This window comes from Actinomadura sp. NPDC049382 (assembly GCF_040677125.1).
Taxonomy (GTDB): Bacteria; Actinomycetota; Actinomycetes; order Streptosporangiales; family Streptosporangiaceae; genus Spirillospora; species Spirillospora geliboluensis.
This window is the reverse complement of the sequence record NZ_JBFARO010000013.1, coordinates 41,241-54,394: the sequence shown is the minus strand read 5'-3', so window position 1 is coordinate 54,394 and position 13,154 is coordinate 41,241. Positions and strand designations below refer to the sequence as shown.

Annotated in this window: 10 protein-coding genes; 6 read left to right on the top strand and 4 right to left on the bottom strand. The window is 71.9% G+C overall.

The genetic code is table 11. The annotated features are described in order from the left end of the window. Positions 1-99: 99 nt before the first annotated feature. Entirely contained in the window at positions 100-390 is a 291-nt protein-coding gene (locus AB0K34_RS11525) for an antitoxin (RefSeq protein ID WP_301174357.1), read from the top strand. Here AB0K34_RS11525 and AB0K34_RS11520 read toward each other — a convergent pair. Both AB0K34_RS11520 and miaB read right to left on the bottom strand, forming a co-directional pair. Then, complete coding sequence (locus AB0K34_RS11520) at positions 387-1,100, bottom strand: hypothetical protein (protein WP_301174358.1); 714 nt, start codon at positions 1,098-1,100, stop codon at positions 387-389. The genes AB0K34_RS11525 and AB0K34_RS11520 overlap by 4 nt on opposite strands. Before the next feature lie 70 nt (positions 1,101-1,170). Continuing rightward, positions 1,171-2,709 (bottom strand): tRNA (N6-isopentenyl adenosine(37)-C2)-methylthiotransferase MiaB, encoded by a 1,539-nt coding sequence (gene miaB, locus AB0K34_RS11515; RefSeq protein WP_301174359.1) that lies wholly within the window; start codon positions 2,707-2,709, stop codon positions 1,171-1,173. 328 nt (positions 2,710-3,037) lie between these two features. On the opposite strand from miaB, the gene AB0K34_RS11510 reads away from it, so the two are divergent. From AB0K34_RS11510 to AB0K34_RS11490, 5 genes are all read left to right on the top strand, one after another. Further along, entirely contained in the window at positions 3,038-3,760 is a 723-nt protein-coding gene (locus AB0K34_RS11510) for an amino acid ABC transporter ATP-binding protein (protein WP_240808508.1), read from the top strand. A 39-nt stretch (positions 3,761-3,799) separates the two neighbouring features. Then, the gene (locus tag AB0K34_RS11505; protein WP_301174360.1) at positions 3,800-4,669 is read left to right on the top strand and encodes a glutamate ABC transporter substrate-binding protein; all 870 of its coding nucleotides are present in this window, start codon (positions 3,800-3,802) and stop codon (positions 4,667-4,669) included. A 142-nt stretch (positions 4,670-4,811) separates the two neighbouring features. Then, a complete protein-coding gene (locus tag AB0K34_RS11500) occupies positions 4,812-5,495 on the top strand; it encodes an amino acid ABC transporter permease (RefSeq protein ID WP_301174361.1) in 684 nt (227 codons plus the stop codon). Further along, positions 5,492-6,484, top strand: a complete 993-nt coding sequence (locus AB0K34_RS11495) for an amino acid ABC transporter permease (RefSeq protein ID WP_301174362.1) — start codon at positions 5,492-5,494, stop codon at positions 6,482-6,484. The genes AB0K34_RS11500 and AB0K34_RS11495 overlap by 4 nt, the downstream gene beginning before the upstream one ends. A gap of 167 nt (positions 6,485-6,651) precedes the next feature. Next, positions 6,652-8,694: a prolyl oligopeptidase family serine peptidase gene (locus tag AB0K34_RS11490; protein WP_301174363.1), complete on the top strand. Its 2,043-nt coding sequence runs from the start codon at positions 6,652-6,654 to the stop codon at positions 8,692-8,694. 37 nt (positions 8,695-8,731) lie between these two features. On the opposite strand, the gene rny is transcribed toward AB0K34_RS11490, so the two are convergent. Beyond that, positions 8,732-10,303: a ribonuclease Y gene (rny, locus tag AB0K34_RS11485; protein ID WP_301174364.1), complete on the bottom strand. Its 1,572-nt coding sequence runs from the start codon at positions 10,301-10,303 to the stop codon at positions 8,732-8,734. A gap of 303 nt (positions 10,304-10,606) precedes the next feature. Beyond that, the gene (locus AB0K34_RS11480; protein WP_364547642.1) at positions 10,607-13,135 is read right to left on the bottom strand and encodes an AMP-binding protein; all 2,529 of its coding nucleotides are present in this window, start codon (positions 13,133-13,135) and stop codon (positions 10,607-10,609) included. Positions 13,136-13,154 lie beyond the last annotated feature (19 nt).

The window sequence follows — 13,154 nt, the reverse complement described above, 5'->3', positions numbered from 1 at the left end:
GGATTGATTGTGGCAACAGAACGGGTATGGGCGGGGGGTACGGGTGTGCGTGCCAACCGCGCCGCACCGATCGAGACGAGGGATCCGGGGGGATCGGGAATGTCCATCGTCGACAAGGTCAAGCAGATGCTCGGGCAGCACTCCGACAAGGCCAGGCACGGCGTCGAGCGCGCCGGGGACATGATCGACGAGCGCACCGGCGGCAAGTACGCCGACAAGGTCGACAAGGTCCAGGAGAAGGCCGGCGAGATGCTCGACCGGGAAGGCGGCCAGGGCGGCGGCACCGGCCAGCAGGGCCAGGGCGGTCAGGGCGGTCAGATGGGCCAGAGCGACCAGGGCGGCCAGATGGGGCAGGGCGGTCAGCCCGGCCAGGGCCAGGGCCCCTCCTAACCTGCCCGGCGGTCGGGCCGCGACCAGGCCGCCACGAAGTAGCCGACCCCGTAGGGCGCGTCGTCGGCGAGCAGTTCCCCGCCGAGACCGGGCGAGTCCGAGGCCGCGCCCGCCAGCACCTGCCACGCCGCACGCCCTGCCGCCTGGACGTCCCGGGAGAGCCCGGGGTCCAGCGCGGCCAGGGCGGCGGCGTCAGCTGTGCCGAGCGCACGTGCCACGCCCTCATCGTGCGGGCGCGCGCGCACATCGAGATACCCGGGTGCCTTCTCTGAACGGCACGCCGACCCGTCCCCCATCACCAGGAGCGCCACACGGTCGGCCGCCCCTGCCAGTTCCCTGCCGAGCGATAGGCAAGTCTCGGGTTCGGCGTCGAAGGCCACGGCCTGGTAGCGCGCGCGGGCAGCGAAGCCATGCCGCTCCAGCAGCCACCGGCCGATCGTCAGGGAGAGCGGGAGCGCCTCTGCCCCGTCCACGGGTTCACGTGGGCTCGTCCAGTGGAGCCCGTACGGCCTGAGGGACGCGTAGGCGTCCGGGCCGTAGGGCCGCGTCTCCGCCCCGCCCCCGACGACGGCCAGCACGTCCGCGTCGCCGAGGAGCCCGACGGCCCGGTCGCAGGCGGTGCGCAGCGCGTCGAGCTCCGACGCCGCCTCCCCCGCCATCTCCGGGACGAGAACCGGCGGGTGCGGGCACACCGCCGCCGCTACGAGCACACTGCCTCCTTGGACGGGGTAACACCGCGCCTTGGGACCGGTAGACCGCGAACGGCCGCGAGAGCCGCGCTCAGGAGCAGCCGTGGCCGGACGCGGCGGCGGGTGCCGGGGCGGGCCGTCCGATCGACGGCATGCCCAGCGCGACGCCCTTCGGACCGCCGCCGTTCCCCTGGCGAGCCTCCCACGCGTCGCCCGCCCGCGTGCGGCGGACGTCCAGCACCGGCTTGTCGGCGACCAGGTGATGCGGTGCCGCGTAGGTGACCTCGACGGTGACCATGTCGCCGGGCCGGACCGGCTGCTCCGGGGCGCCGAAGTGCACGAGGCGGTTGTCGCGCGCGCGGCCGGACAGCCGGCGGGTCGCCTCGTCCTTGCGGCCCTCGCCCTCCGCGACCAGGACCTCCAGCGTGCGGCCGAGCTGCTTCTTGTTCTCCGCCCAGGAGATCTCCTCCTGGAGGGCGACGAGCCGCTCGTACCGCTCCTGGACGACCTCCTTCGGCAGCTGGCCGTCCATGGTCGCGGCCGGGGTGCCCGGCCGCTTGGAGTACTGGAACGTGAACGCCGAGGAGAACCGGGCCTCCCGCACCACGTGCAGGGTCTCCTCGAAGTCGGCCTCGGTCTCGCCGGGGAACCCCACGATGATGTCGGTGGTGATCGCCGCGTCCGGGATCGCCGCCCGGACCTTGTCGATGATGCCGAGGTAGCGCTCCTGCCGGTACGAGCGCCGCATCGCGCGCAGCACCGCGTCCGAGCCGGACTGCAGCGGCATGTGCAGCGACGGCATCACGTTCGGCGTCTCGGCCATCGCCGCGATGACGTCGTCGGTGAAGTCCTTGGGGTGCGGCGAGGTGAACCGGACCCGCTCCAGGCCCTCGATGCCCCCGCAGGCGCGCAGCAGGCCCGCGAAGGCGGACTGGCCGCCCTCGGTCATGGCGCGCACCTCGTCCGGCGCCGCCGCCAGGGCCCCGAAGCCCGAGCCGTAGGCGTTGACGTTCTGCCCGAGGAGGGTGACCTCCAGGACGCCCTCGCCGACGAGCGCCTCGACCTCGGCGAGGATCTCGCCGGGGCGGCGGTCCTTCTCCTTGCCGCGCAGGGACGGGACGATGCAGAACGTGCACGTGTTGTTGCAGCCGACGGAGATCGACACCCACGCCGCGTACGGCGACTCCCGGCGCGTCGGCAGCGTCGAGGGGAAGGTCACCAGCGACTCTTCGATCTCGACCTGGGCCTCGCTCTGCACGCGGGCCCGCTCCAGCAGCGCGGGCAGCGACCCGATGTTGTGGGTGCCGAACACCACGTCCACCCAGGGGGCGCGCTTGACGATGGTGTCGCGGTCCTTCTGCGCGAGGCAGCCGCCGACGGCGATCTGCATGCCCGGATGGCCGTCCTTGACCGGCCGCAGATGGCCGAGGTTGCCGTAGAGCCGGTTGTCGGCGTTCTCCCGCACCGCGCAGGTGTTGAACACCACCACATCGGGCTCGGCGTCCCCGGCGCGGACGTACCCGGCCGCCTCCAGCAGCCCGGACAGCCGCTCGGAGTCGTGGACGTTCATCTGGCACCCGTAGGTACGGATCTCGTACGTGCGGGCGGCCGTCTCCATTGGCGCACTCATGACGGTAACCAAGGGTACGGGCCCGTCCCGCCGCGATGGAACGTCCGGCCGCGGCGGCCCCGGCGAACGGCCTGCTTCCGGGGGCCGGGGCGCACCCGCGGACACCCCGCTCCGACCAGCCCAGATGATCACTCTCCGCCACGATGGACCCCGTCCGACATGGGGATTCGTGATCGGATCGGTACCGCTCGGCAACTTTCAGGCGCCCGGCCATGACGTAAAGTCCGTCCGCATGACGGACAGCGAAGGCGAGCTCGACCTCACCAAGGACGAGCCCGAGGACTCCGTTCCGGAGCCGGCCCCCGCGGCGGGCGACCGGGCTCTCGTCGTGGTCGAGAACGTCAACAAGCACTTCGGCGAGCTGCACGTCCTCAAGGACATCAACCTCACGGTGAACTCCGGCGAGGTCGTCGTCGTCATCGGCCCCTCCGGGGGCGGCAAGTCGACTCTCTGCCGGTCGATCAACCGGCTGGAGCCCATCGACGGCGGGAAGATCCTCGTGGACGGCAAGGAGCTCCCCCAGGAGGGCAAGGAGCTCGCGAAGCTCCGCGCCGACGTCGGGATGGTGTTCCAGTCGTTCAACCTGTTCGCCCACAAGACGATCCTCGAGAACGTCACGCTCGGGCCGGTGAAGGTCCGCAGGCAGGGCAAGCAGGAGGCGCAGAAGCACGCGATGGAGCTGCTCGACCGGGTCGGCATCGCCAACCAGGCCGGCAAGTACCCGGCGCAGCTGTCCGGCGGGCAGCAGCAGCGGGCCGCGATCGCGCGCTCCCTGGCGATGAAGCCCAAGGTGATGCTCTTCGACGAGCCGACCTCGGCGCTTGACCCGGAGATGGTCAACGAGGTCCTGGACGTCATGACGGGGCTCGCCCGCGAGGGCATGACGATGATCGTCGTCACGCACGAGATGGGGTTCGCGCGCCGCGCCGCCCAGAAGGTCGTGTTCATGGCGGACGGTCAGATCGTCGAGGAGAACACCCCCGACGAGTTCTTCACCAACGCGCGCACCGACCGCGCGAAGGACTTCCTTTCCAAGATCCTCACGCACTGAGCCGCGGGGCTCCGGCAGAGAGCAGAGGTAGGACGAGAAATGCGAGTACGTCGTTTCGGCGCCCTCATCGGGGCGGGGATGGCGCTGTCCCTGGCGCTCAGCGCGTGTGGCAGCGACACCGAGAAGACCGAGGCCAAGACGGTCGTCCAGAAGGCCAAGGACGACAAGAAGCTGACCATCGGCATCAAGTTCGACCAGCCGGCGCTCGGGCTGAAGAAGCCCGACGGCACCTACGACGGCTTCGACGTGGACGTCGCCAAGTACGTCGCGCAGAAGCTGGGCGTGCCGGAGAGCGGCATCACCTTCAAGGAGACGACCTCCGCGAACCGCGAGTCGTTCATCGGCGGCGGGCAGGTCGACCTGATCTTCGCCACCTACTCCATCACCGAGGCGCGCAAGCAGCAGGTGACCTTCGGCGGTCCCTACTACGTCGCGCACCAGGACACGATGGTGAAGGCCGACAACACCGACATCAAGAAGGCCGCCGACCTCAAGGGCAAGAAGCTCTGCAAGGCGGCCGGGTCGAACTCGTTCCGCCGCATCACCGAGGGCCCGCCGGACGGCAAGCTCAACATCAAGGGCGTCACGCTGGTGGACGCCGGCAGCTACTCCGAGTGCGTGAGCAAGCTGAAGTCCGGCGCGCTGGACGCGGTGAGCACCGACGACCTGATCCTGGCCGGCTTCGCCAACCAGCAGAAGGGCTCCTTCAAGGTCATCAACGACCCCTTCACCGACGAGAAGTACGGCGTCGGCATCAAGAAGGGCGACAAGGAGACCTGCGAGGCCGTCAACAAGGCCATCACCGAGATGTACTCCGACGGCACCGCCAAGACCCTGCTGGAGAAGCACTTCGCCGGCACCGGGCTGAAGCTCGTCACGACCGCCCCGCAGATGGAGGGCTGCTCCTGACCGGGGGCCGCGCCTGACGCCCGCCGCGCCGGCGCGTCCCCGCGGAGCGGCTCCCGGGGACGCGCCGGTCCGGCCTGACACCGCCGGCCGGGCTCGACACCGCTGGCCCGACACCGCTGGAACGCCATGAAACAGCTGAGCAATGTTTGACTTCAGCCCGTTCTTCGACAGCTTCGACGAGATCCTCCAGGGATTCTGGGCGACGATCCGCCTGGCGGCCGCCGCGGCGGTGCTCTCCCTCATCATCGGCACGGTCCTGGCGAGCTTCCGCGTCGCCCCCGTCCCGGTGCTGCGCGCCTTCGGCACGGGCTACGTCAGCATCGTCCGCAACACGCCGCTGACGCTGGTGCTGCTGATGTGCAGCCTCGGCCTCAACGACATCCTCGCGCTGAAGTTCTCCTCGACCTCGTCGGTGACGTACTACTGGTGGGCCGTCCTCGGCCTGTCCGCCTACACCGGCGCCTTCGTCTGCGAGACGCTCCGGTCGGGGATCAACACGGTCCCGCTGGGCCAGGCGGAGGCGGCGCGGTCGATCGGCCTGACCTTCACCCAGTCGCTGCGCATGATCATCATGCCGCAGGCGTTCCGCGCGATCATCGCGCCGATGGGCAGCGTCCTCATTGCGATGATCAAGAACACCACGGTCGCCGCGGCGGCGAGCTACGCCGAGGTCGCGCTGGTCACCAAGACGATCGTCGACAAGCCCACGTTCTCCAACGGCGTCATCCCGCTGTTCCTCGGCGTGGCCGTCGGCTTCCTGATCCTCACCCTGCCCACCGGGTACTTCTTCGGCTGGCTGGCCAAGCGGATGGCGGTGGCGCGATGAGCAAGGAAGCTACTGTTCTCTTCGACATCCCGGGGCCGCGGGCGCGCGCGCGGAACAGGGCGCTCGGCGTCGCCGTCACGGTGGGGCTCGCCGCGATCCTCGCCGCGCTGATCTGGCGGCTGGCCGCCAAGGACCAGTTCGCAGGGAAGTTCTGGACGCCGTTCACCGAGTGGACGGTCTGGCGGCACCTGATCATCCCCGGCCTGCTGAACACGCTGAAGGCCGCCGCCGTCGCGACCGTCCTGGCGCTGCTGTTCGGCGTCGTGTTCGGCCTGGCGCGGCTCTCCGACCACTGGTGGATCCGGGTGCCCGCGGGCGCGGTGGTGGAGTTCTTCCGCGGCATCCCGCTGCTGATCCTGATCTTCCTGGCCTTCTTCGTGCCGAACAAGATCAGCCCGCAGATCGCCGAGTCCCAGTTCGGGCAGCTGCAGCGCGTCTCGGTGGACTACTTCTTCTCGATCTTCGGGGTGGAGAGCAACGCCGGCGTCGTCACCGTCCCGGCGTTCGCCGCGGTCGTGTTCGGCCTCACCATGTACAACGGCTCGGTGCTCGCCGAGGTCGTCCGGGCGGGCGTCCTGTCGATCCCGAAGGGCCAGGCGGAGGCCGCCTACTCGATCGGGCTGCGCAAGAACGGCGTCATGCGGCTGATCCTGCTGCCGCAGGCCATCACCGTGATGATGCCCGCGATCGTCAGCCAGATCGTCGTCCTGCTCAAGGACACCGCCCTCGGGTTCATCATCGCCTACCCCGAGCTGCTGTCCGCGGGCTTCCGCCAGGTCCCCGCCAACTACAGCAACAACGTCCTGCAGGCCGGCATCATCGTCGCGATCATCTACATCGCGATCAACATGTCGGTGAGCCGGCTGGCGACGTGGCTGGAGGCGCGCAGCCGCCGCAGCCGCAAGACCGAGGCCAAGACCATGGGCACGGGCGGGGCGCCGCCCGTCGCCGGGGTCGGGGTCGGCGAGCAGGCCGTCCCGTCGACCTGATCTCCACGGTCGCCCGCCGCGGGGGGGCCGCCGGTCACCGGCGGCGCCCCCGCGGTCGTTCCGGCGCACGTTACCGGTGAGTCCGCTGGTGGCGCGCTTGTATCTTTCCGAAGTCAAACAGGGCGTCATGGCCCCAACCGATCCCCGTATGCGGGACGATTCCTGTTATGACCGCTCGTGCGACCCTCCCCTACGGCTCCTGGCCCTCCCCCATCTCCGCGGCCGATGTCGCCCGCGCCCGGCTGCGCCTCAGTTTCCCCACCGTCGCGGGCGATGACGTCTGGTGGCAGGAGACCCGCCCCGAGGAGGACGGACGGACCACGGTCATCCATCTCAAGGGCGGCCACCGCACGGAGCTGCTGCAGGCCCCGTGGAACGCCCGTACCCGCGTCCACGAGTACGGGGGCCGGTCGTACCTGCCCATCCGCACCGGGGAGGGCTGGTCGATCGTCTTCGCCAACTACGACGACCAGCGGCTCCACCGGCTCGACGAGGGCGACCCCAAGCCCTACCCGCTGACGCCCGAGCCGGCCGTCCCGGCGGGGCTGCGCTACGCCGACTTCGTCCTGTCGCCGGACCGGACGGAGATCTGGTGCGTGTGCGAGGGCCACATCGCCGCGCCGGCGGAGGCGGCGCCCGAGCCCGCCGCCGAGGGCGCGGAGGCCGCGGCGCCGCCGGCGGAGGAGCCCGGCACCACGGGGATCAGGCGGGCCATCGTCGCCGTGCCGCTGGACGGCCGCGCCGCCGGCGACGCCGGCGCCATCCGCGAGCTGGTCACCGGGGCGCAGTTCTATGCCAACCCCGTCCCGTCCCCGGGCGGCGGGCACCTCGCCTGGGTGCAGTGGAACCACCCCCGCATGCCCTGGGACGGCACTGAGGTGCGCGTGGCGGCGCTGGAGGACGGCCGTACGGTCGCGCCCCGCACCGTCAAGGGCGGGCTCAAGGAGTCGGCCCTCGCGCCGCTGTGGCGCGACGACGAGTCCCTGTACGTCATCTCCGACTGGCCCGGCTGGTGGAACATCTACCAGGTCGGCCTGCACGGCGAGTCCCCGCAGGCCCTCTACCCGGCCGAGGAGGAGTTCGCCGCCCCGCTGTGGCAGCTCGGCGGCATGCCGTACGCGCTGCTCGGCGACGGGCGCCTCGCCGTCCTGCACGGGGAGGGCGACATGCGCCTCGGCGTCTACGACCCGGAGACGCTCGACCTAGTCGACCTGGAGGTCCCCTACGAGCACTGGGCGACGGAGCTGTCCGCGGACGGGACGACGATCGTCGGCATCGCCGGCGGCCCCGACCTGCCCCCCTCCGTCGTCCGCGTCGACACCACGACCGGGCGCGTCGAGGGGCTGCGCCGCGAGCTGGCCGAGCTGCCGGACGTCGCGTACCTGTCCCGGCCGCGCGCCGAGCGCCTCGAAGGGCCGTTCGGGCGTCCCGTCCACGCCTACGTGTTCCCGCCGACCAACCCGGAGGCCGCCGCGCCCGAGGGCGAGCTGCCGCCGTACGTCGTGTTCGTGCACGGCGGCCCCACCGGCCGGGTCTCCAAGGTGCTCGACCTGGAGCGGGCCTACTTCACCAGCCGCGGCATCGGCGTCGTCGACGTCAACTACGGCGGCTCCAGCGGCTACGGCCGCGCCTACCGCGAGCGGCTGCGCCGCCAGTGGGGCGTGGTCGACGTAGAGGACGCCATAGCCGCCGCCCAGGCGCTCGTAGACGGCGGAATAGCCGACCCGGCACGTCTCGCCATCCGGGGCGGCTCCGCGGGCGGCTGGACGACGCTGGCCGCGATCACGCAGACCGACGTGTTCAAGGCCGCGACGTCCTACTACGGCATCAGCGACCTGCAGAGCTTCGCCGAGGCCACCCATGACTTCGAGTCGCACTACCTGTTCGGCCTCATCGGCCCCCTGCCCGGCTTCGAGCGCGCCTACGAGGAGCGCTCACCGCTCGGGCACGCCGACAAGACCGCCTGCCCCGTCCTGCTCCTGCAGGGCCTCAGCGACCCGGTGGTGCCGCCGGACCAGTCCGAGCGGTTCGCGCTGGCGCTGCGCGACAAGAAGACGCCGCACGCCTACCTCACGTTCGAGGGCGAGTCCCACGGCTTCCGGAAGGCCGCCACGGTCATCCGCAGCCTGGAGGCCGAGCTGGCCTTCTACGGGCAGACCCTCGGCTTCGAGCCCCGCGGCGTGGAGCCCATCAACCTCACCGTGGGCTGACCGTCAGGGCACGGTGCACGGCTGGACGTCGAGCAGGTCAGCGGGCGAATTCGATGGCGCGGGACTCGCGGACCACGGTGACGCGGATCTGGCCCGGGTAGGTCAGCTCGTCCTCGACCTGCTTGGCGATGTCGCGGGCGATGACCTGCGCCTGGATGTCGTCGACGGTGTCCGGCTTGACCATCACGCGGATCTCGCGGCCGGCCTGCATCGCGAAGACCTTCTCCACGCCCTCGTGCTTCTCGCGGGCGATCTGCTCCAGCCGCTCCAGGCGCTTGACGTAGGCCTCCAGCGACTCGCGGCGCGCGCCCGGGCGGCTGCCGCTCACCGCGTCCGCGGCCTGGGTCAGCACGGCCTCCACCGTCCGGACCTCGACCTCGTTGTGGTGGGCCTCGATCGCGTGGACGACGTCCTCGTGCTCGCCGTACCGGCGCGCGATCTCGGCGCCGATCAGCGCGTGGCTGCCCTCCACCTCGTGGGTGAGCGCCTTGCCGATGTCGTGCAGCAGCGTGCACCGCTTCGCGATCTCCACCGGGAGGCGCAGCTCGCTCGCCATGACCCCGGCGATGTGCGCGGACTCGATCAGGTGCTTCAGCACGTTCTGCCCGTAGGACGTGCGGTACCGCAGCTGGCCGAGCAGCGCGATCAGCTCCGGGTGCATGTCGGCGATGCCGACCTCCACCAGGGCGTCCTCGCCGGCCCGGACGCACAGCTGCTCCACGTCGCTCCGGCTGCGCTCGTAGATCTCCTCGATGCGCTGCGGGTGGATGCGCCCGTCCAGCACGAGCTTCTCCAGCGTCAGCCGCCCCACCTCGCGGCGCACGGGGTCGAAGCAGCTCAGCAGCACCGCCTCCGGCGTGTCGTCGATGATGAGGTTCACCCCGGTCGTCGTCTCGAACGCCCGGATGTTGCGGCCCTCCCGGCCGATGATGCGGCCCTTCATCTCGTCGCTCGGCAGGTGCAGCACCGACACGACCGACTCCGCCGTCTGCTCGCTCGCGACCCGCTGGATCGCCAGCGTCACGATCTTGCGGGCGCGCTTCTCGCCCTCGGTCCGCGCCGTGTTCTCGATCTCGCGGACGATCGGGATGGACTCCCGCTTGGCCTGGTTCTCGATCGCCGCGACGAGCTCGGCCTTGGCCTGCGCGGCGGTGAGACCGGCGGCCTGCTCCAGCACCTTGCGGCGCTCCTCGGCGACGCCGGCCAGCTCCTCCTTGCGGGCGTCGAGCGCCCGCCGGGCCTCGGCGAGCCGCGCCTGCCGCTCCTCCAGGCGGCGCATCTCGGCGTCCAGCCGCTGCTCGCGCTCGGCGAGCCGGGCCTCCCGGCGCTCCAGATCCTCCCGGACGGCCCGCAGGTCGTCCTTGATCGCGCGGCCCTCCTGCTCGGCCTCCGCGCGGGCGTCGGCGGTGAGCCGCTGCGTGTCGCGCTCGGCCTGCTCCAGGGCGTCGCGCGCGTCCCGCTCGGCCTTCGACCGGATCTCGTCGGCCTCGCTCTGCGCGCGGGCGATCTCCGCCGCGGCTCTGCCGGGCATGCCGGGCCGCCACAGGATCGCGATCACGAGAGCGACCAGGGTCACCAGCAGCGCTGCACCCAGCAGGACGCTCTCCATGAGGCAGATCCTTCCTCGCCGCGGGCCCGTCCGGACTTCGGGACCCTGCCTAGCGAGGATTTACTCGCGCGCGCGGACGCACGACGTCACCGGGCCGCACGCGGCGCGCCCTCGATGACTCGGCCGCATCCGGTCGACGAACGTGTCCTGTATGCCTCTCAGCTGCTGGAACGTGCTCGGTCGTATGGCAATCCGCGAGACGCGGAGTAACTCCTCACTGCCGTAACGGTAAGCGGCATGGAGGTAATGAGCAAGCAAACGAGGGGCATTCCGGACTAACCGAACGTCAGCGTGACTCCTCCCTTACCACCCCTCCTGACTCCCCGCGCCCGTCCGGACCCGGCCAATCCCCGCCGCCGGGACCGGCCGGGCCGCGGCGGCCCACCCGCCCGCGCGGCGGACCACCCTGGTGGCGACGGCGGCGTAGGCGACGCCGCCCGCGAGGGAGGCGAGCAGGGCCAGCACCTCCGAGCGGTCCTCCAGCAGCGGGTAGACCTGCCAGTGGACCAGGTAGATGTAGAGCGATCCGGCGGCCAGCAGGCCGGTGAGCCGGTTGAGCCAGGCCGCGCTCGGCAGCTTCGGGATCCAGATCAGCAGGAGGACGCCGGCGATGACGACGGCCGTCCGCGGGGACGCGCCCGAGCCGAAGTAGCCGGGGACGGTGGCCAGCACCACCGCGGACACCAGCAGCCGCTGCGCCGGGCCGGACGCCCTCGCCGCGGCCCAGCCGAGCGGGAACAGCCAGCAGGCGGTGATCGCGTCCGGCAGGTCCGTGCGGCCGCCGAGGTCGTACCGCAGGAGCAGCGCGGCCGCCAGGAGGCCGAGCGGGAACCCGAAGGGGGCGCGCCGCTCCGCCCGGTCCAGGGCCGGGACGCTCAGCAACGCCGCCATGGCGGCCAGGATGTAGACGATCACCTCGATGAACCAGTAGTTGCTGGCGTGCCCGATCGCGCTCTTCAGCAGCAGCGCGTCGGCCAGGTGGTAGTCGGCGGTGAGGAGCGCCGCCAGGCCGATCCAGACGACGCTCGGCACGGCGATCCGGGCCAGCGCCGCCAGCAGGTCCGCGCGGCGCCTCCCCGCCCCGGCGGCGGTGAGGTGGAACCGGGCGAAGTTGAAGCCCGCCACCGCGAGCAGCACGTGCGCCCCGCCCCGGACCGTGAACACGCCGATGTGCGACCCGACGATGAGCACGATCGCGGCGGCGCGCAGCACGATGCCCGTCTCCAGCGTCCGCAGCCGGGCGCGCCGGGCCGGGCGCCGCAGGTCGCGGATGCGCCGGGTGTGCCAGTCGGCGGGCAGTGCGCCGAGGGCCTCCTCCAGCTTCAGCGACATCTCCACGTAGGACAGCGAATCGCCGCCGAGACCGACGAAGCTGTCGTCCTCGGTGACGTCGGGGCGGTCCAGGATCCGGGCGTACAGGCGGCACAGGTCCGCGCCGGCCACCGGCTCGGCCCGGCCCAGCCCCAGCACCGCCTGAAGGTCGGGCTTGCCGGTGGCCAGCCGGGGGATCTCGGGCAGGACGTGCGCGCTGACCGCCCTGGCCGGCAGGCCGCACTCCGCCGCGACCAGCCGCCGGACGCTCCGGGCGCCGGCATCGCCGCCCGCCACGGCCACGACCAGGCCCGTGTCGTCGCCGGCGCAGCACGCGGTCAGGCCGTGCCCGGCGAGCATCTCCTCGACGCGCTGCAGGTCGACGCGCAGGCCGTACGGCTTCACGAACCGGCCGCGGCGCCCCACGATCTCGTACAGCCCGCCCGGCAGCCGCCGCGCCACATCGCCGGTGCGCAGCTCATCGACGGTACGGCCGAGGGCCAGGTCGGCGGGGCCGCCGGCGTAGCCGAGCATGACGTTCGGGCCCGAGTACACCAGTTCGCCGGTGCCGGGTGCGGAACCGTCCGGCAGCGGCTCCAGCCGGAAGGACCCGCCGGGGATCGGAACACCGATCGCCTCCGGGTGGGCGGAGGCGAGTTCGGGAGGCAGGTAGGCCATGCGGGCCGTCGCCTCGGTCTGGCCGTACATGACGACCAGGTCCCAGCCGCGCCGCCTCCCGAGCGCCGCGTAGCGCGCCACCCGGTCGGCGGGCATCCGCCCGCCCGCCTGGGTGACGTACCGCAGCGACGGCAGCCGCATGTCGGCGAACCCCACCCGGTCCAGCAGCTCGAAGGTGTAGGGGACGCCCGCCAGCGCGGTGCCCCGCGCGGCGCGGAACAGTTCCCAGAAGCGGTCGTCGGCCACCGACAGGTCCGTGAGGACGAGCCCCGCGCCGCGCAGCAGATGACTGTTGATGACCGACAGGCCGTAGCAGTAGTGCATCGGCAGGGTCGTGGCGGCGCGGTCGCCGGGGTGGATGTCCAGGTAGGCGGCGATGGACTCCGCGTTCGCCCGCAGGTTCTCGTGCGACAGCCGGACGAGTTTCGGCGACCCCGTCGAGCCGGACGTGCTGAGCAGCAGCGCGAGGTCGGGATGCAGGGTGTGCGCGGAGCCCTCGCGCCGCTCGTCGAGCGTCCCGTCCGGGAGGGCCACGACGTCCGGGTCGTAGGCGGCGGTCAGGGACCGCAGGGACTCGGGCCGGTCGTGCGGCGCCAGCAGGACGGGATGCCCCGACGCGAGCGCCGCCAGGTAGACAGCGAGGGCGTCGACTGTGTTGGCGCCCGCGAGCAGGACGAGCCGCCGTCCGGGGCCGAGCCGGCGGGCGGCGGCCGCGACCCGGTCCGCGAGTTCGCGGTAGGTCACGGCGGCGCCGGAGGTGATGAGCGCCGTCCGCTCCGCGTGAACCGCGAGTCCGCCGGCGAACGGGACGTCCGGGGGCGGCACCGCGTGGGGGGTGATCACGCGGCGTATGTTAGGTAAG

What these genes read in the sequence shown, in the direction of transcription:
- AB0K34_RS11495 (WP_301174362.1), top strand. Translation starts at nt 5,492, where the DNA reads ATGAGCAAGGAAGCTACTGTTCTCTTCGACATCCCGGGGCCGCGGGCG.
- AB0K34_RS11505 (WP_301174360.1), top strand. Translation starts at nt 3,800, where the DNA reads ATGCGAGTACGTCGTTTCGGCGCCCTCATCGGGGCGGGGATGGCGCTG.
- AB0K34_RS11490 (WP_301174363.1), top strand. Translation starts at nt 6,652, where the DNA reads ATGACCGCTCGTGCGACCCTCCCCTACGGCTCCTGGCCCTCCCCCATC.
- miaB (WP_301174359.1), bottom strand. Translation starts at nt 2,709, where the DNA reads ATGAGTGCGCCAATGGAGACGGCCGCCCGCACGTACGAGATCCGTACC.
- AB0K34_RS11500 (WP_301174361.1), top strand. Translation starts at nt 4,812, where the DNA reads ATGTTTGACTTCAGCCCGTTCTTCGACAGCTTCGACGAGATCCTCCAG.
- rny (WP_301174364.1), bottom strand. Translation starts at nt 10,303, where the DNA reads ATGGAGAGCGTCCTGCTGGGTGCAGCGCTGCTGGTGACCCTGGTCGCT.
- AB0K34_RS11525 (WP_301174357.1), top strand. Translation starts at nt 100, where the DNA reads ATGTCCATCGTCGACAAGGTCAAGCAGATGCTCGGGCAGCACTCCGAC.